Source organism: Pelagimonas sp. (assembly GCF_050633425.1).
In the GTDB taxonomy this organism is placed as follows: domain Bacteria; phylum Pseudomonadota; class Alphaproteobacteria; order Rhodobacterales; family Rhodobacteraceae; genus Pelagimonas.
Window position 1 is genome coordinate 257,944 of record NZ_JBOEGM010000012.1, and the last position, 17,241, is coordinate 275,184.

At 55.9% G+C, this 17,241-nt stretch carries 15 protein-coding genes; 4 read left to right on the forward strand and 11 right to left on the reverse strand.

What is annotated here, in order from left to right; translation table 11 throughout:
- Nucleotides 1-12: 12 nt before the first annotated feature.
- The 7 genes from ACRBB0_RS10415 to ACRBB0_RS10445 form a co-directional block, all read right to left on the reverse strand.
- Nucleotides 13-2,022: a M3 family metallopeptidase gene (locus tag ACRBB0_RS10415; RefSeq protein WP_431374369.1), complete on the reverse strand. Its 2,010-nt coding sequence runs from the start codon at nt 2,020-2,022 to the stop codon at nt 13-15.
- 69 nt (nt 2,023-2,091) lie between these two features.
- A complete protein-coding gene (locus ACRBB0_RS10420; RefSeq protein WP_431374502.1) occupies nt 2,092-2,805 on the reverse strand; it encodes a hypothetical protein in 714 nt (237 codons plus the stop codon).
- Nucleotides 2,806-2,831: 26 nt separating this feature from the next.
- Nucleotides 2,832-3,875: a HesA/MoeB/ThiF family protein gene (locus ACRBB0_RS10425; protein WP_431374370.1), complete on the reverse strand. Its 1,044-nt coding sequence runs from the start codon at nt 3,873-3,875 to the stop codon at nt 2,832-2,834.
- Entirely contained in the window at nt 3,876-4,331 is a 456-nt protein-coding gene (gene dut / locus ACRBB0_RS10430; protein WP_431374371.1) for a dUTP diphosphatase, read from the reverse strand. It lies immediately after the preceding gene.
- A gap of 33 nt (nt 4,332-4,364) precedes the next feature.
- The gene (coaBC, locus tag ACRBB0_RS10435; RefSeq protein WP_431374372.1) at nt 4,365-5,564 is read right to left on the reverse strand and encodes a bifunctional phosphopantothenoylcysteine decarboxylase/phosphopantothenate--cysteine ligase CoaBC; all 1,200 of its coding nucleotides are present in this window, start codon (nt 5,562-5,564) and stop codon (nt 4,365-4,367) included.
- Nucleotides 5,565-5,629: 65 nt separating this feature from the next.
- A complete protein-coding gene (locus ACRBB0_RS10440) occupies nt 5,630-6,400 on the reverse strand; it encodes a ChaN family lipoprotein (protein WP_431374373.1) in 771 nt (256 codons plus the stop codon).
- Nucleotides 6,397-7,275, reverse strand: coding sequence for an RNA polymerase factor sigma-32 (locus ACRBB0_RS10445; RefSeq protein ID WP_431374374.1), 879 nt, complete (start codon nt 7,273-7,275; stop codon nt 6,397-6,399). Before ACRBB0_RS10445 ends, ACRBB0_RS10440 begins: the two co-directional genes overlap by 4 nt.
- A gap of 209 nt (nt 7,276-7,484) precedes the next feature.
- On the opposite strand from ACRBB0_RS10445, the gene ACRBB0_RS10450 reads away from it, so the two are divergent.
- On the forward strand, nt 7,485-8,351 hold the full coding sequence (locus ACRBB0_RS10450) for a glutathione S-transferase family protein (RefSeq protein ID WP_431374375.1): 867 nt from the start codon (nt 7,485-7,487) through the stop codon (nt 8,349-8,351).
- 82 nt (nt 8,352-8,433) lie between these two features.
- The gene (locus tag ACRBB0_RS10455) at nt 8,434-9,948 is read left to right on the forward strand and encodes a YifB family Mg chelatase-like AAA ATPase (RefSeq protein ID WP_431374376.1); all 1,515 of its coding nucleotides are present in this window, start codon (nt 8,434-8,436) and stop codon (nt 9,946-9,948) included.
- Here the strand turns inward: ACRBB0_RS10455 and ACRBB0_RS10460 are convergent.
- The 4 genes from ACRBB0_RS10460 to rsmI form a co-directional block, all read right to left on the reverse strand.
- Entirely contained in the window at nt 9,918-10,772 is an 855-nt protein-coding gene (locus tag ACRBB0_RS10460; RefSeq protein ID WP_431374377.1) for an alpha/beta hydrolase, read from the reverse strand. The genes ACRBB0_RS10455 and ACRBB0_RS10460 overlap by 31 nt on opposite strands.
- A 41-nt stretch (nt 10,773-10,813) precedes the next feature.
- Nucleotides 10,814-11,749, reverse strand: a complete 936-nt coding sequence (gshB, locus tag ACRBB0_RS10465) for a glutathione synthase (protein WP_431374378.1) — start codon at nt 11,747-11,749, stop codon at nt 10,814-10,816.
- 69 nt (nt 11,750-11,818) lie between these two features.
- Entirely contained in the window at nt 11,819-12,193 is a 375-nt protein-coding gene (locus ACRBB0_RS10470; RefSeq protein ID WP_431374379.1) for a YraN family protein, read from the reverse strand.
- Nucleotides 12,190-13,107, reverse strand: coding sequence for a 16S rRNA (cytidine(1402)-2'-O)-methyltransferase (rsmI, locus tag ACRBB0_RS10475; protein ID WP_431374380.1), 918 nt, complete (start codon nt 13,105-13,107; stop codon nt 12,190-12,192). Before rsmI ends, ACRBB0_RS10470 begins: the two co-directional genes overlap by 4 nt.
- An 89-nt stretch (nt 13,108-13,196) precedes the next feature.
- On the opposite strand from rsmI, the gene ACRBB0_RS10480 reads away from it, so the two are divergent.
- Together ACRBB0_RS10480 and ACRBB0_RS10485 are read left to right on the forward strand one after the other, a co-directional pair.
- The gene (locus tag ACRBB0_RS10480) at nt 13,197-14,393 is read left to right on the forward strand and encodes a penicillin-binding protein activator (protein WP_431374381.1); all 1,197 of its coding nucleotides are present in this window, start codon (nt 13,197-13,199) and stop codon (nt 14,391-14,393) included.
- Complete coding sequence (locus tag ACRBB0_RS10485; protein ID WP_431374382.1) at nt 14,353-17,166, forward strand: [protein-PII] uridylyltransferase; 2,814 nt, start codon at nt 14,353-14,355, stop codon at nt 17,164-17,166. Before ACRBB0_RS10480 ends, ACRBB0_RS10485 begins: the two co-directional genes overlap by 41 nt.
- Nucleotides 17,167-17,241 lie beyond the last annotated feature (75 nt).

The window sequence follows — 17,241 nt, forward strand, 5'->3', positions numbered from 1 at the left end:
GGTTGTTGGCGGCTAGGCCGCCAGCCCCCGCCCTTTGAGCAAAGCCTCAACCCCAGGCATACGCCCACGGAACGCCATATAAAGTGCTTCTGCGTCCTGCGATCCGCCTGCCGACAGGATGAATTTTTCCAGTTTGGCCGCCATATCCGCGTCAAACGCATCCCCAACCTCTTCAAAGGCTGCAAAGGCGTCGGCATCCATCACCTCGGACCACATATAGCTGTAATAGCCACTGCTATAGCCATCGCCAGAAAACACATGCGCAAAATGGGGCGTCGCATGGCGCATGCTGATGGCGCGCGGCATACCAATGCTTTCCAGAACCTCGGCCTGCTTTTGCATCACATCGGCTGGGGCTGCGCCTTCATGAAACGCCAGATCAACCAAAGCCGAAGCGACATATTCAACGGTCTGGAAGCCCATATCAAAATTGGCAGCCCCCAATACCTTGTCCAAGAGGTCTTTGGGCATCGATTCACCGGTTTCGGCGTGGGTCGCGAATTGCTCCAACACTTCAGGTACTTCCAGCCAATGTTCATAAAGCTGGCTCGGCAGTTCGACAAAGTCACGGGCCACGGATGTCCCCGAAATCATGTCATAGGTGACATTGGATAGCATCTGATGCAGCGCATGGCCAAATTCATGGAACAAGGTGCGCGCATCGTCATACGACAACAGCGCCGGATCGCCTTTGGCAAAGTTGCAGACATTGACCACAATCGGGATTTGCACATCGGGGAATTTGCGCTGCGAGCGGATCGCCGAGCACCACGCCCCAGAGCGTTTTGATCCGCGGGCAAAATAGTCGCCGATGAAGATCGCCACATGTTCGCCGTTTCTGGTCACTTCCCACGCGCGGGCGTCGGGATGATACAGCGGCACATCGAGCGGCGCGAACTCCAGACCAAACAGACGCGACGCGCAATCAAACGACGCTTCAATCATTCGATCCAATTGGAAAAACGGTTTGACCTCGGCCTCGTCCAAATCATGTTCCGCAACCCGACGCTTTTCCGCGTAGTAACGCCAATCCCAGGCCTCAAGCGGGCCTTCGATGCCGTCCGCACGTAGCATTTCTTCGAGGATTTTGGCATCGGTGTCGGCCTGTTGTTTCGCAGGGCCCCACACCGCCATGAGCAAATCACGCACTTTGTCAGGCGTTCCCGCCATTTCGGTTTCAAGCTTGTAGGCCGAGAAATCTGGATAGCCGAGCAGTTTGGCCCGTTCTTCACGCAGGCTGAGGGTCTCGGTAGCAATGCCGCGATTGTCGGTTTCGCCGCCATTGGCCCCGCGGGCCCCCCATGCTTGATAGGCCCGTTCCCGTAATGCGCGTTTGGGCGAAAACTGCAAGAACGGCACAATAACCGACCGTGACAGGGTCACAACCGGGCCGAGGCCCCGCTCTTCACCGGCGGCACGCATGGCGCTGATCGCGAAATCGGGCAGGCCTTCCAGATCAGCCTCGGACACTTCCATCACCCAATCACGTTCATCCGCCAAGAGGTTTTGCGTGAAGGACGTGCCAAGCACAGCCAGACGATTTTTCACGTCGGTCATCCGATCGCCGGCATCACCTTCAAGTGCGGCACCAGCCCGGACAAAATTGCGATGCAATAGCATCAGAACCCGTTGCTGTTCGTCCGACAAGTCCAAACCATCACGTGCATCCCATACGGTTTTGATCCGGTCAAACAATGCCTTGTTGGAATAAATCGCCGAACTATGCGCTGACAGTTTTGGCGAAAACTCCCGCATAAGAGCTTCGCGATCTTCGTTGCTATCGGCCCCCGAAATGTTGAAAAATACCGAGGCCACCTTGTCGAGAGCAGAGCCAGTCCGCATCAGCCCCTCGATTGTATTGGCAAATGACGGCGCGTCGGGATTATCGACGATTTGTTGCACCTCGGCCAAGTCTTGCTCCATGGCAGCATCAAAAGCCGGGGCAAAATCCGCATCTGAAATGTCATTGAACGGTGGTAGGCCAAACGGGGTGTCCCAGTTTTGCAGCAGCGGATTGGTCATGAGCGCATCTCCATCTCTTTGGTGGGAATCTAGGCGGTGCAACCAGTGGCTGCAATGGCTAGCGGCGTTTCAAAGCTGCAAATGCAAGTGATCGTCATGTCGCGCCGCCCGGCAGCCTTGGAAACGCATTTTGGAATGCGCCACCCCCAACCGTCTGGCCAAGTCGGGCTCAAGGAACAGCTTGCTCACGCGCGGATCAGACAACACGGCCTCAACCATGGTTTTGGTCCGCTCCGGTTCCAGGTCCCGGTCCGGCCACAACCCCTGCAACCACGGCAAAGACCAGCGCATCGTTGGCCAAACCTCGGGGCATTGCTCCTGCCCAAACTGTTCAAACGCCCAATACCCTATGGCAGATCTGGTTTTACCCACGGCGTATGCCCCGGCTTCATCGACGTAATAAAACGCCAGATCAAGCTTGTTGCCATCATCATGAGACACATGCGGCAAAAGCGGAAACCCATCCCAAAATGGTAAATTTCCGTCCAAATACAGCGTCACTGTTCCCGGGTGATTTTGGGCGACACTGTCCGCAACCTTTTGCGCGACCTGAGCCATCTGCGGCGAGACATAATTACGCATCGTTGCGCAGTAGAAAACTGACTGCGCCCGAAGGTTCGCATCAAAACAAGGCAAAGCCACGCGGCCAAATTGTGGAGCAAAAACGAGCGCTGCAGTAAAGAGCCCACAATAGGCCAAAACAAACGCCAATAGCCGCCTTTTGAAACCCAGTGCGATAAGCCACGCCACCCCACCAAGCTGGGTCAGCGCGGTTAGTAACATCACCCAAATCACATGGGAAACGAGGATTACCCCCCGCAACACGGGCAGTCTTGTCGCTTTTTCAGAGTAATCTTGCGCGTCTCGCCCCAAAGCGCGTCATAGATCAACATCTCGCCGCGCAACACCGCCCCAGCGCCGGAAATCAGTTTTACCGCCTCAACCGCCATCATAGACCCGACAACCCCGGGCAACGGCCCCAAAACCCCGGCTTCGGCACAGCTTGGGGCCAGTTCAGGAGCGGGCGCACTTGCGAAAATACATTTGTAGCACGGGCCATCGGTGGCCGGGTCAAAGACGCTCACCTGGCCTTCCCATTGGCTAAGCGCGCCTGAAATCAAAGGCTTGCCCTGTGACACAGCAACTTTATTCACAAGATAACGGGTGTCGAAATTATCCGTTCCATCAAGAACCAGATCGTAGTCGGCCATCAATTCTTCGGCCATTTCTGCGCTCAGACGACGCTGATATGGACGGACCTGTAGGTAGGGATTGATGGCCTTCATCCGTTTCTCGGCGGAAAACACCTTGGGTATATCTATGGCGTCGTCACTGTGGATCACCTGCCGCTGCAAATTCCCTGCATCGACAACATCGTCGTCAATGACCCCAATTGTACCAACCCCAGCCGCTGCGAGGTACAGCAAGACAGGCGAGCCAAGCCCCCCTGCACCGATCACCAACACTTTGGCTTCTTTCAGCTTTTTCTGCCCCGGCCCACCAAGCTCACGCAGCACGATATGACGGGCATAGCGCTGCAGCTCCCCCTGTTCAAAAAGGCTTGGCTCTTTGGTCATCGCGATCTCCTCGGCCTTGACGGCGGCTTTGGCCCGCAATTTAGACAATCCGATGCGATAGACCCAGACCAAGGCGGAAAGCCCCAACAGGATTAGCCAAAAAGCCGCAGTTTCCCCGGTGGCCATGCGCAGCGGATGCCCATCCGGCAAGACAAGATGCGAGAAGACGACCGCACCAAAAAGGAGGGCTAACAGTATCAATCGCAGCGATTTGGGCGCCTTGGTCAGATGCCCGACACCCCAGATCATTGCGGCCAAGGCCAAAACCAGGATCACTTAACGCCTCCCGGTCGAGCCAAACCCACCCGCGCCGCGTTGGGTTTCATCAAGCGTTTCGACCAGCTCAAACTTCGCTAAAACCACAGGCGCGACAATCATTTGAGCGATCCGGTCGCCATGGGCAATTTCAAAACGGTCTTGTCCGGCATTCATTACAATCACCCCCAGCGGGCCACGGTAATCACTGTCAATTGTTCCCGGACTATTGGGCAGTGTTATGCCGTGTTTTAGCGCCAGACCGCTGCGCGGTCGCAGTTGCACCTCATACCCGGACGGAATAGCGAGCCGCAGCCCCGTTGCGACCAAAGCCCGCGCGCCCGGTTGCAAAACCACGGTGCCACGGTCCGTGAAATTCGCGCGCAAATCAGCCCCCGCAGCCCCGGTCGAGGCATAGCTTGGGAGACCTAATGATTGATCCGCCCCGTCATCCCATGTCAGCTGAATAGCGACCATGCTTGCCCTCTCCTTTTGGCGATTACCCAGATGTTAGCCCTGGGCCAAAACAGCCGCGATCCGATCGGCAAGTGCCCGAGCAACCTCATCTTTCCCCATACGCGGCCAGTCTTCTGAGCCCTCTTTGGAAATCAGAACAACCGCGTTTTCAGACCCACCCATAATGCCGGTTTCTGGCGACACATCATTGGCGACAATCCAGTCACAGCCCTTGCGCTGACGTTTGGACGTTGCATTGGCCACCACATCATCGGTTTCGGCCGCAAATCCAACAACCAATCCCGGGCGGCCCTCTGTCATTTGTGAGATTTCTGCCAATATGTCAGGGTTCTCGGCGAATTCCAAAACCGGCAATCCACCTTTCGTTTTCTTGATTTTACTGTTGGACGCGCTGGCAACCCGCCAATCGGCCACTGCGGCGGCAAACACACCCGCATCTACCGGCAACGCCGCCAGAGCCGCTTCGCGCATTTCACGCGCCGTCTCAACTTCAACAATCTGAACCCCCGTCGGGCGCGGGGCCTCTGCCGGACCGGTGACAAAGATCACCTCGGCCCCCAATGCACGCAATGCATTGGCAATGGCAGTGCCTTGCGATCCTGATGAGCGGTTGGCGATATAACGCACAGGATCAATCGGTTCGTGGGTGGGGCCTGACGTGACCAAAACTTTGCGCCCCTTGAGAGGCCCGTCGGCAAAAACCGCTTGAATCGCTGCGACAATTTCCAATGGCTCAGACATGCGCCCCGGTCCGTATTCGCCACAGGCCATGTCGCCCTCATTTGGGCCGACCACTGTCACGCCGTCCGCCAGAAGCGTTGCCAAATTGCGTTGCGTCGCGGGATGATCCCACATTCGGACATTCATCGCAGGGGCGATCATCACGGGGGTGTCGGTCGCCATGAGCAAGGTTGTCGCCAAATCACTGGCCAAACCGCCCGCCATTTTCCCCATCAAATCCGCCGTAGCCGGGGCAACAAGCACCAAATCTGCAACACGGCTTAGTTGGATATGCCCCATTTCCGCTTCTTTGGTGAGATCAAAAAGGTCGCGATGCACCTCTTCGCCCGCCAGTGCCGACACCGACAAGGGGGTTACAAATTGCTCAGCGGCCCGGGTCATCACAGGGGTCACTGATGCGCCGCGCTCTCGCAATCGGCGGATCAGGTCGAGACATTTATAGGCGGCAATGCCGCCCCCGATAACCAAAAGAATTCGTTTGCCTGTCAGCATGGCCCCACCTGCCCGTCATTTGCCCAAGTGTTACGCCCGCTGCGCCCAAGTTTCAACGCGCGCACCTATTTAAAGGCCGCGCAAGGATCCTCGCGATCGACCGCGGGGCTAAATGTGATCTCATCGAAAACGCCACTTGGGTCGCCAGCGCCGTCTTCACCTTGCCCCAAGGCATAAATGTCCAAATCCGGGGTTAGGGCTGCTAGAATTGCCGGTGCCCCCCAGTCTTTGCGCGCATGACCGTTGCCAGTGATGACGACGATCGGACCACCCGTTTGCGAGATGGCCTGTGTCGCAGCACGTGCCAAAGCCGCGTCGCGCAACCGCTGCATGTCGACCATCATCGGCAGCATATTTTCAGGCAGTGCGTCGCAATGGGCTGACATTTGCATTGCTTCGCGCATGGCTTGTTGGCCCTCAGGCAATGCTTGATCTAATCCATAAACCGGCGCATCCGCGCCAAAAACGGCCTCAACCGGTTCTGACATAATGCGACGCGCATCTTCACGCGGGACGGCCCCACCAAAAATCATCGCCTCTTGGGCCGCCGCAAAAATGGGATAATACATCGCAAAATCGGGCCACCCCGAATTGCCCCAATCCAAGGCGCTTTCCAGCGCGGCTTGATCCCCCATCAACTCTGGGGTGACAATTGAAGCTTGGGCCGGGGTCAGCATTTCAAACACCAAAGCCTTGGGGACCGCGGCCTTTACACGCTCTGCTTGTTCTGCATGGTGACCGGGATTATCATGGGTTTCCCCCAAAAAGAGAACGTCCTGCGCCAACAAAGACGCAGGGTTCATCATAAGCGCAACAGCAATCAAAACTTGTTTCATAACAAGAATTGATGCACCTCGTCGGCGTTTTCTTCAAGGCTTTTGCGCATCTTACCCATGGCAGCGGCTTCGACCTGACGAATACGTTCTTTGGACAGCCCCAGCTCTTCACCAAGACTTTCAAGCGTGCGGGGCACATCCTGCAGCTTACGTTCGCGCAAGATATAGCGTTCACGCTCACTCAGCCGATCCATGGCCCCAATGATCCAATCGCGCATCTGTTCGGTGTCATGACGGTCGGCCACAATTTCGGCAGCCTGCGCCCCTTCATCCGCCAATGCATCAATCCATTCACGCCCCTCATCCTCAGTCGATTGGGTCGCGTTCAATGAGAAATCAGAGCCGGACAGCCGCCCTTCCATCATCTCGACATCGCGCAGAGGTACGCCAATTTCCGACGCGATTTTGTGGCGCAGTTGGTGCCCATCAAGTGGCTCACCGCTTGCAGTCGCTTCCCGTTCGATTTGAGCCTGAACACGTTTCATATTGAAAAACAAAGACTTTTGCGAACTGGTTGATCCGGTTCGCACCATCGACCAATTGCGCATCACGTAATCTTGGATCGATGCTTTGATCCACCAAATCGCGTAAGTTGAGAACCGAACCCCTCGATCTGGGTCGAATTTATCGGCCGCCTTCATAAGACCCAACCCAGCCTCCTGGATCAAATCATTCATCGGCGCACCATAGCGCCGAAACTTCGACGCTTGAGAAATTGCCAGACGCATATAGGCGTTTATCAACCGATGAAGCGCCTGTTCATCCCGGTTGTCACGCCAAGCGCGAGCTAGTTTTTGTTCCGTTTCAGCATCCAGCAACTCAGCCTTCATCGCTTTGCGAGGCAGTTGCCGGTCGTTCAATCCATCCAGTGCCATCGTAAACCCCCTAACGTTACGCGGTACATGTGCAATACGGTCTTGGGTGCCGTTTGGATTAGATGTGGGGCACATTTACCTTTGGACAACCCCGGAATGACGCAGCTGTGATCAATATTTCTGATTGCGGTCGGCACAATTCGGAATTTCTCTTTTGTTACGATTTGAGCAAACATCAAAAAAACCACCGGAATGTAGCAGGAGTTTACATGGCACATACTTTGATTATTGGCGATTACACCTATTCCAGCTGGTCTTTGCGCGGATGGTTGATGCTGCACCGTTTTGGCATTCCATTTCAACCAAAGCTTGTAGAATTCAACGTCGACAGTGTCGCAAATCAGCTTGCGCAACATGCCCCGGCCCGCACGGTTCCCACTTTGATCACCGATAGCGGTGATGTGGTTTGGGACAGCCTTGCCATTGCCGAAGAGTTGGCGACGCGTCACCCCGAGGCTGGAATTTGGCCCAAGGATGCAAGCCTGCGGTGTCTTGCCCGGAATTTAGCCGCCGAAATGCACTCAGGCTATTTTAGTCTGCGTGATGACTGCCCTATGAATCTTTCGGTGGCTTATGAAGGATTTACGCCATCGGAGGCTACGCAAACGGATCTGGCACGCATTGATCAGGTCTGGACACACGCGTTGGAGCGGTCAGGCGGCCCTTGGCTGTGCGGTGAATATTCAGCAGCGGATGCTTTCTTTGCACCGGTTGCGGCCCGGATCGCAGGCTATGGTCTTGATGTGAGCCCGGCATCCCAAACCTATGTCGCGGGTCACCTTGCCGATCCGGCGTTTCGCCGCTGGCGCGCCTTGGGCGAGGCCCGAGCCGTGGCGCTCCCTTGGTATGCGCGCGATTTTGATACCGTAGCGTGGCCAGGCCCAAAACCTTTGCCATCAGCAATTGTTGAAACTGGAAGCGCAGAAAATGCCTCCTGTCCCTATTCCGGCAAACCAGCGACGTTTCTGTTTGAAGTCAACGGGCGGACTTTTGGCGTATGCAACGCGACCTGCCGCGCCAAAACCGTCGCAGACCCCGAGGCCTGGCCAGAATTCATGGCCTTGCTGGGATCATGAAACCTTAACTCTTTCTCGCAGGCGTTAATACTTTTTCAACCATGAAGGCCCAATGCTTAGGCCCGGCTAGGGAGCGGGTTTCATGGTTGCACACGCCTATACAGTAGCGTTCGAAGGCGTCGAAGCGCGCCCGGTGGAAGTACAATGCGCCGTCACACCCGGCCTGCCAGCTTTTTCAATCGTTGGCCTGCCCAACAAGGCGGTCTCCGAAGCCCGCGACCGCGTGCGCACAGCCTTGGCGTCCTTGGCGATTGCGCTGCCCTCAAAACGTATCACAATTAACCTATCTCCTGCCGATTTGCCCAAAGAGGGGTCGCATTTTGATCTGCCGATCGCCCTTGGCTTATTGGCAGCCCTCGAGATCATTCCCAAGGACGCAGTGGCCCAAACCGTCGCCTTGGGCGAGCTCTCTTTAGACGGGGCTTTGGTCCCGGTTTTAGGGGCCTTACCCGCCGCGATGACCGCGGCCGAAGACGACCGCACCCTCTTATGCCCCCAAGCGTCGGGGCCCGAAGCCGCATGGGTGGACGCCTGCAAAGTCATCGGGGCCAAGACCTTGTTAGACGTGGTGAGGCATTTTTCGGGTCAAGCGGTTTTGGAGCCTGCTCGGGCCGGCGAGGTTCACACAGAAAAATCAATCAAAGACTTGCGCGATGTCAAAGGTCAGGAGCGCGCCAAACGAGGGCTAGAAATCGCCGCAGCCGGGCGTCATCACCTGTTTTTGGTCGGAGCACCGGGATCCGGGAAATCCATGTTATCGGCGTGCATGCCCGGCATTTTGCCTCCAATGTCGCCAATAGAGGCGCTTGAGACATCTATGATTCACTCGGTCGCCGGAATTTTGGAGGAAGGCGGTATTTCGCGCTCTCGCCCGTTTCGTCAACCACATCATACCGCCTCAATGGCCGCAATCATTGGCGGCGGACGCGGTGCAAAACCCGGCGAAGTCAGCATGGCCCACAATGGCGTGCTATTCCTTGACGAGTTTCCCGAGTTTCAACGACCGGTTTTGGAAACCCTTCGCCAACCCGTGGAAACCGGGGAAGTCATGGTCGCGCGGGCCAATGCCCATATCAATTACCCCTGCCGTTTCTTGCTTGTTGCCGCGGCAAACCCCTGTAAATGCGGGCATCTTTCCGATCCTGACCAAGCCTGCTCCCGTGCGCCGATCTGCGGAGAAGACTATCTGGGCCGCATCTCTGGCCCTCTGTTAGACCGCTTCGATTTACGTCTGGAAGTCCCACCCGTCCCGGTATCTGATATCAATTTACCGCCCACTGGAGACAGCTCAGAAACAGTCGCCAAACGCGTTGCAGAAGCGCGCGAGGTACAGCGAAAGCGCTTTGAAAACCACGACCGAATGCGCACAAACGCCGACGCCGAGGGTCAGGTTTTGGATGACATCGCAGAACTCGATGCCGAAAGCCGTGATTTGTTGCTGCGTGCCGCAGATCGGTTTCGACTATCCGCCCGCGGATATCACCGGGTATTGCGCGTCGCCCGCACCATCGCAGATCTCGATCAAAGTGCGGACATCCGTCGTCCGCACGTCGCCGAAGCGCTGTCCTATCGATTGGTATCGACCAAAGAATCCTGAGAAAATTGGGAAATCTGCCGCAAGCTTCGGCGCGCTTCTGGCACCCATCCATCCATCAAATGCCAAACATGCGGCGCATCCGGAAGCGTTTGCAGCGTCACCTCAGCGCCGAAACTTCGCAAATGGTCGGCCATACGCAGCGCATCATCGCGCAAGATTTCGGTTTCAGAGTGGTGGATAAGAACGGGCGGGCAATTCGGAAACTCGGCAAACAAGGGGGAAATACGCGGATCCGCGGCGTCAAACCCATCCAAGACAGCCTCGGCCAAGGCCCCAAACTGTTCCGCTGGCAAAACAACATCGCAGTCTTTGTTGGCCTCAAGGCTTTGTCCAGTTTGAGAAAAGTCGACGCAAGGTGACATGGAAAACACGGCAGCGGGTGCCTGGCCGCGCCTGCACAGTTCCGCCAGCAGCGCAAAGGCAATCCCGCCCCCAGCGGAATCCCCGCCCAAAACGATGTCTCGCGGGTAAAATCCTTGAGCCATCAACCGATCCCAAGCCGCCAATGCATCTTCAAAGGCAGCTGGGGCCGATGCCTCTTGAGCCAATCGGTAACGAGGCGCGCAGATTTCGACCTTAGCCAGTCGAGACAAACGGCCCAACATTGCCGAATACACCTGCGGGCTTCCAGCCACATACCCGCCGCCATGGAAAAACAGGATGGCCTTGCCGGTTTTACACCGGCCAGACGCAAACCAGTGTATTCCGCCATCTCGGACATAATGCCTCAGAAAGGGTGGTTTTCGGAACACCATACCAGCAATAAAATCAAGCGACTTGCGGGCATCATCCGGCCCGCCAGTCTTACGGAGCTGCGGCTTCACAACATGCCGCAGTACCTTATTGAGGTATCTGAGCTGCCAGCTCAGACGCATTTCGCTTCGATGGCCTGCCAAATCTTCTCGGCGACGTTGATGCCGTCGAACCTTTCGAGTTCCTGAATCCCGGTAGGCGACGTGACATTAATTTCGGTCAGATAATCGCCGATCACATCAATACCGACAAACACTTGCCCTTTGTCCCTCAATGTTGGGCCGATGGCCGCGCAAATTTCCATGTCCCGCGCGGTCAACTCAACCTTCTCAGGGCGTCCGCCAACATGCATATTTGAGCGAACTTCACCCTCTGCAGGCACCCGGTTGATTGCCCCCACAGGTTCGCCATCGACCAAGATCACGCGTTTATCACCAGCGGTTACCGCCGGTAAATATTTCTGCACAATCAGCGGTTCACGCGAAAACCCGGTAAACAACTCATGCAGTGACGACAGATTGCGGTCTTGTGCGTCCAATTTGAAAACACCTGCGCCGCCATTGCCATACAGGGGTTTCAAAATGACATCCCCGTGCCGCTCTTTGAAGGCGCGTATCGTCCGCAAATCGCGGGCAACGGTCGTCGGAGGAGTCAACTCAGGAAAATTCAAAACCAGCAGTTTTTCAGGATAGTTTCGAACCCAGAATGGATCATTCACCACCAATGTTTGACCTGCAAGCCGATCCAACAGGTGCGTAGTGGTGATGTAATGCATGTCAAACGGCGGGTCCTGCCGCAGCCAAATCACGTCATAGTCTGCCAAATCAACCACTTCTTCGGGTTGCAGTATCGCAGGTTCCCCGGCGACGCGCTGAACCGTCATCCGGTGCCCACGCGCGGTGATCCGCCCTTCTTCATAGGCCAGTTGATCGGGCCCGTAATAAAACAGCTCATGCCCACGGGACTGCGCCTCTTCGGCCAGTCGAAAACTGCTATCTGCGTTGATGTCGACACCCGCAATCGGGTCCATCTGAAAGGCGATTTTCATGGTTCTTCCCCAAAACTTCTTGCCATAGATGGCGCAAGCCTGCCTTGGGTTCAATGGCTGCGGTGTTTCTTAGTGACCAATCGCATTTTCAATCACACGAATATCACCGTGACTGTCGACCAAGGCCACGTCAAAACGCATGTCGGTTAGCGTCCCCAACGGTTGCCCGCCAACAAACTCTTGGGCAGTGACCTGCAAACGCAGTATTTGGCGATCACTCAACCGGTCTGCCGCTCTGCCGAAATTACGGCTTTTCTTGACTTCGATGAAAACGAACCCATCCCCATCGCTGGCAATCAGATCAATTTCGCCAGCCTGCCCGCGCCAACGCGTGGCGACAATTGGAAAACCGCGCCGTTCATAAACTTGGGCAACCTGATGCTCAGCCGCGACGCCGGCGTGAAACCCAACGCTCCCTTGAGATTTGCGCGCGGATCGGTTCATTCATCTTCCTTTTCCTGCGCCAATCGCATGGCAAGCTGATAGACTGGGCGGCGCTTGATCTCATGCTGACCTGACACCAAATCCGCCGCGTCACGAACGGACATTGTCTCAAGTGCCAAGGTTAACTCTTGCTCTATTAAGTCTTCGCTAACGGCTTCTTTTTCACCTTTGCTGATCAGCAGGACAATTTCGCCTTTAACCGAATTTTCAGCATAGAACGCGGCCAAATCAGCGAGGCTGCCGCGTCGGGTTTCCTCAAACTTTTTCGTCAACTCTCGGCAAACGGCGGCCTGGCGCCCTTCTCCCAAAACCAACCCCGCATCCTTGAGCGTCGCTGCAAGACGACGCGGCGATTCGTAGAATGCCAGCGTCGCTTGAAGCTCAGAAAGCTCCTTAAGAACACGTTTACGCGCACCCGATGCATTGGGCAAAAACCCTGCAAATAAAAACCGATCTGTTGGCAATCCCGCAAGGGTCAACGCGGTCACAACAGCCGAAGCACCAGGGGCCGATGTGACATAATACCCCTCTTCTTGGGCGGCGCGCGCCAAATCAAATCCGGGATCGGAGATCATCGGAGTCCCAGCTTCCGACGCATAGACGACCGAACTCCCAGCTTGCAACGCCCCCAAGAGACGCGGCCGCGCCCGCGCACCATTGTGGTCATGATAGGCAATCAGTGGCCGATCACCCAGCGCGATACCGTGGATTTCCATCAAACGTCGCAAGCTGCGGGTATCTTCTGCCGCCAAAACATCTGCATCGCGCAAAATATCCAAGGTCCGCAACGTGATGTCGCGAGCGTTTCCAATCGGGGTTGCCACCAAATAGAGACCGCCCGACAGGTTTTGACGCGCACCCGGTGGATTTTCCCCGCTAAATTCCGCGTCAATCTCCGCCTTGTCCGAATTCATTGCTGGACCCCTAATTCTGCTCGTTTATATTCGCGACCAAGCTCGCGCGGGCTGGACCCCGCGCATGACAACGAGGGAGTTCATCGTCCATGTTTGCTGTTTTATCCCCCCTACGCAAGGTGTTGCGCCCTGCAGCCGGTGTCGCCACCGCTCTTTTACTGGCAGCATGCGACCCGACCGGCATGCCGGGACTGGGTGGTAGCCCAGCCGATTCTGGTGGCCCTAAGATCGACCCGAAAAAACCGATTCAGGTGGCTTTGTTGGTTCCTGTGTCAGACGCGCAGGCAGGTGCCGTCGCCAAGAGCCTTGAACAAGCGGCACGCCTCGCTGTTCAAGAGCTAAGTGGCGCAGAGATTATTCTCAAAACCTATGACACAGCTGGTGCACCATCGACAGCGGCTGCGCAGGCTCAGCGCGCCGTTGATGAAGGCGCAAAGATCATCTTGGGCCCATTGCGGGCAGATGCGGTGAACGAGGCTGGGCGCGCAGTTGCGGATGAAGGCGTCAACGTTTTGGGGTTTTCCAACAACCCATCGATCGCTGGCGGCAATGTTTTCATCCTGGGCCCAACCTTTAACAACACAGCAAACCGCTTGATGAAACATGCCCGCAGCCAAGGCAAAAAAAGCGTCGTCATTGTGTATTCGGATGATGTTCCCGGGCAATTCGGCCGCTCGGCCATTGAACTGGCCGCTTCGGCGAACGGAATTCGCGTGGTTTCAGCCGAAGGATATACCCTGACTGTAGAAGGTGTAACCGCGACGGCCAAGGCCGCCGCAGCAGCTGTAAGAAGTGGTGAAGCCGATTCAATCTTTATCACAACGGATGCGACAAACGCCGCCATGCCGATGCTGCTCAACCAGCTTCCCAGCAATGGTATTGCGCCAAATCAGGTGCAATATGTTGGTTTAACCCGATTTGATGTGCGGCCAGATCTCTTTAGCCTGCCCGGTGCGACAGGTGTTTGGTTTGCGCTTCCTGACCAAGCCCAGCAAGAAGGCTTCAACGCGCGGTTTTCAGCGGCCTACGGGGCAACCCCGCATCCTTTGGCCGGGATCGCTTATGATGGCATCTCAGCCATTGGCGCCTTGGCCAAACAAGGGAGGGGCGACGCTTTGACCGGGAAAGCTTTGACGCGCAGCACTGGCTTTAGTGGCACGGGGGGTGTATTTCGCCTGAAAGCGGATGGCACCAATGAACGGGCGCTGTCTGTGGCAACGATCAAAGACAATCAGATGGTGATCCTTGACTCAGCCCCGAAAGCCTTCTCAGGCGCAGGATTCTAAGACCTCAGCCCCTACGGGGGCAGACCTGATGCCGGACAATCTTATCGCTCCGGCATCAGACATTTTTGACCTTCCGGCCATCCGTGCCGACTTGTTCGACAGTTTTCCTGACGGCGCGGAAGAAACCGAGATTCGCAAGATTACGGTGGCCAAACTGGCCGAAGCCCGCGACATCGGGCGCCAAGTGATCGCGGATGCTTTGGCGACTGACCCATTTGGTGCGCGCCGAACCACGCGGGCTTATACGTGGCTAACCGATGGCATGGTGCGCCTGACGTTCGAAGTTGCGACCAAACGTTTGCATGTTTTGAACAGCGCAACCGAAGGCGAGCGCCTATCGGTAATTGCCGTTGGCGGATACGGGCGCGGTGAAATGGCCCCGTTTTCTGACGTGGACCTGCTGTTTCTGACCCCCTACAAAATCACGCCCTGGGCAGAAAGCGTCATCGAATCGATGCTTTATATGCAATGGGACCTGAAAATGAAGGTCGGCCACAGCTCCCGAACGGTGAAAGATTGCATTCGTCTTGGTGGCGAAGACATGACCATTCGAACCGCCATGCTGGAACATCGTTACCTGATCGGTGACGCGCCTTTGGCCGACGAACTGGACAAGCGGCTGCTGAACGATCTGTTCAAAGGCTCTGAGCGGGAATTTGTCGAAGCAAAGCTGGCCGAACGCGATTCACGGCACGAGAAGCAAGGCCAGCGTTATATGGTTGAGCCGAACGTCAAAGAAGGAAAAGGCGGGTTGCGTGACCTGCAATCGCTATTCTGGATCACCAAATACGTACATCACACCGATGACACATCCGAGCTGGTGAGACTTGGGGTTTTCCACCCCGAAGAGTACGAGAAATTCGTTCAGGCCGAACGGTTTTTGTGGGCGGCGCGTTGTCATCTGCATTTGGCGGCAGGACGCCCGGTTGAGCAACTGGGCTTTGATATGCAAGTCGAAGTGGCCGAGCGGATGGGCTATACTGACAAACCTGGCCGCCGCGGTGTTGAATGGTTTATGCAAGACTATTTCCGACACGCCACCGCTGTTGGTGATCTGACACGGATTTTTCTGACGTCTTTGGAAGCGGACCACAAAAAGGCGGCTCCGCTGCTTGAGCGCCTCTTCAAACGTAGACCACGCGTGAAGGCTGGCTTTACAGTTGTTAACGGCCGCCTTGCCATCGCCGATGACAGCGATTTCTTGGCCGATAACCGCAATTTGCTTGGCTTATTTGGCGAAGCCCTTCGCACAGGTTTGTTGATTCACCCCGATGCGATGCGGTTGGTGACGGCCAATCTCAATTTGATCGACGATGAAATGCGCAACGACAAAGATGCGCAAAAGCAATTCCTCGACCTTTTGTTAAAACACGGCAACCCGGAACGCGCCCTGCGCCGGATGAATGAACTTGGGGTTTTATCAGCCTTTATTCCCGAGTTCGCGCCCATCGTCGCGATGATGCAATTCAACATGTATCACCATTACACCGTCGACGAGCACACGATTCAGGTGATCCAGCATCTCGCCAATATTGAGCGAGGCGAAGTCGGCGAAGAGCTGCCCGTTTCCACCGAGATCATCAAAGGCGGCATCAATCGCAAGGTTCTGTATACGGCTCTATTGCTGCACGATATTGGCAAGGGCCGTGACGAGGATCATTCCATTTTGGGTGCGAAAATCGCGCGCAAGGTCGCACCGCGTCTTGGTCTCAAACCCAAAGAAGCGACAACTGTTGAATGGCTTGTACGGCATCATTTACTCATGTCTGATATGGCGCAAAAACGCGATATTGCTGACCCGCGGACCGTACGTGATTTCGCCAAGGCCGTTCAGACGGTTGAGCGGTTGGATCTGCTCTGCGTGTTGACAGTTTGTGATATTCGCGGTGTTGGACCGAATACTTGGAACAACTGGAAAGCCGCGTTAATCCGCGCGCTCTATCGCCAAACCCGCCGCGCGTTAGAGGACGGAATGGAAGCCCTAAACCGCGAAAATCGCGGGACAGAAGCCAAAAAGCTGTTGCGGGCCAGCCTCCCGGATTGGTCAAGTACGGCCCTGCGCAAAGAGGCAGGTCGTCACTATCCGCCATATTGGCAAGGGCTCCACATCACAGCGCATCTGGTTTTTGCAACACTGCTGCGCGAGATTTCAGATGATGAAGTTAAGATTGATATTCATCCCGACGAAGACCGCGATGCAACGCGTGTTTGCTTTGCCATTGCCGATCATCCCGGCATTTTCTCACGGCTCGCGGGGGCATTGGCGCTGGTCGGGGCAAACGTCGTGGATGCGCGTACTTTCACCACCAAAGACGGCTACGCGACTGCTGCATTCTGGATTCAAGACGGGGATGGTGCCCCCTATGAGGCCGCTCGTATTCCGCGATTGAAAACGATGATCAGCAAAACCTTGATGGGGGAAGTTGTTCCACGCGAAGCGATCAAGTCTAAGGACAAGCTCAAGAAACGCGAACGGGCATTCAAAGTTCCGACGTCGATCACCTTTGATAATGATGGGTCCGAAATCTATACCATCATTGAAGTCGACACGCGTGACCGCCCCGGTTTGCTCTATGATTTGACCAGAACGATGGCCAGTTCCAACGTCTATATCGCCTCAGCGGTCATCGCGACCTATGGCGAACAGGTGGTTGATACGTTCTACGTGAAGGACATGTTCGGCCTGAAATTCTATTCTGAGAGCAAACAAAAGGCTCTTGAGAAAAAGCTGCGTGATGCCATCACGGCTGGGGTCAAACAGGCGAACAGCTAGGCCCCCCTTCTGCGTGGTTTGACCGATTATGCGTAGGTTCGTCATAGTAGTCGTCTTTTTCAGCGGTAATTGGCG

What these genes read in the sequence shown, in the direction of transcription:
- ACRBB0_RS10415 (WP_431374369.1), bottom strand. Translation starts at nt 2,022, where the DNA reads ATGACCAATCCGCTGCTGCAAAACTGGGACACCCCGTTTGGCCTACCA.
- ACRBB0_RS10420 (WP_431374502.1), bottom strand. Translation starts at nt 2,805, where the DNA reads ATGTTACTAACCGCGCTGACCCAGCTTGGTGGGGTGGCGTGGCTTATC.
- dut (WP_431374371.1), bottom strand. Translation starts at nt 4,331, where the DNA reads ATGGTCGCTATTCAGCTGACATGGGATGACGGGGCGGATCAATCATTA.
- coaBC (WP_431374372.1), bottom strand. Translation starts at nt 5,564, where the DNA reads ATGCTGACAGGCAAACGAATTCTTTTGGTTATCGGGGGCGGCATTGCC.
- ACRBB0_RS10440 (WP_431374373.1), bottom strand. Translation starts at nt 6,400, where the DNA reads ATGAAACAAGTTTTGATTGCTGTTGCGCTTATGATGAACCCTGCGTCT.
- ACRBB0_RS10445 (WP_431374374.1), bottom strand. Translation starts at nt 7,275, where the DNA reads ATGGCACTGGATGGATTGAACGACCGGCAACTGCCTCGCAAAGCGATG.
- ACRBB0_RS10450 (WP_431374375.1), top strand. Translation starts at nt 7,485, where the DNA reads ATGGCACATACTTTGATTATTGGCGATTACACCTATTCCAGCTGGTCT.
- ACRBB0_RS10455 (WP_431374376.1), top strand. Translation starts at nt 8,434, where the DNA reads ATGGTTGCACACGCCTATACAGTAGCGTTCGAAGGCGTCGAAGCGCGC.
- gshB (WP_431374378.1), bottom strand. Translation starts at nt 11,749, where the DNA reads ATGAAAATCGCCTTTCAGATGGACCCGATTGCGGGTGTCGACATCAAC.
- ACRBB0_RS10470 (WP_431374379.1), bottom strand. Translation starts at nt 12,193, where the DNA reads ATGAACCGATCCGCGCGCAAATCTCAAGGGAGCGTTGGGTTTCACGCC.
- rsmI (WP_431374380.1), bottom strand. Translation starts at nt 13,107, where the DNA reads ATGAATTCGGACAAGGCGGAGATTGACGCGGAATTTAGCGGGGAAAAT.
- ACRBB0_RS10480 (WP_431374381.1), top strand. Translation starts at nt 13,197, where the DNA reads ATGTTTGCTGTTTTATCCCCCCTACGCAAGGTGTTGCGCCCTGCAGCC.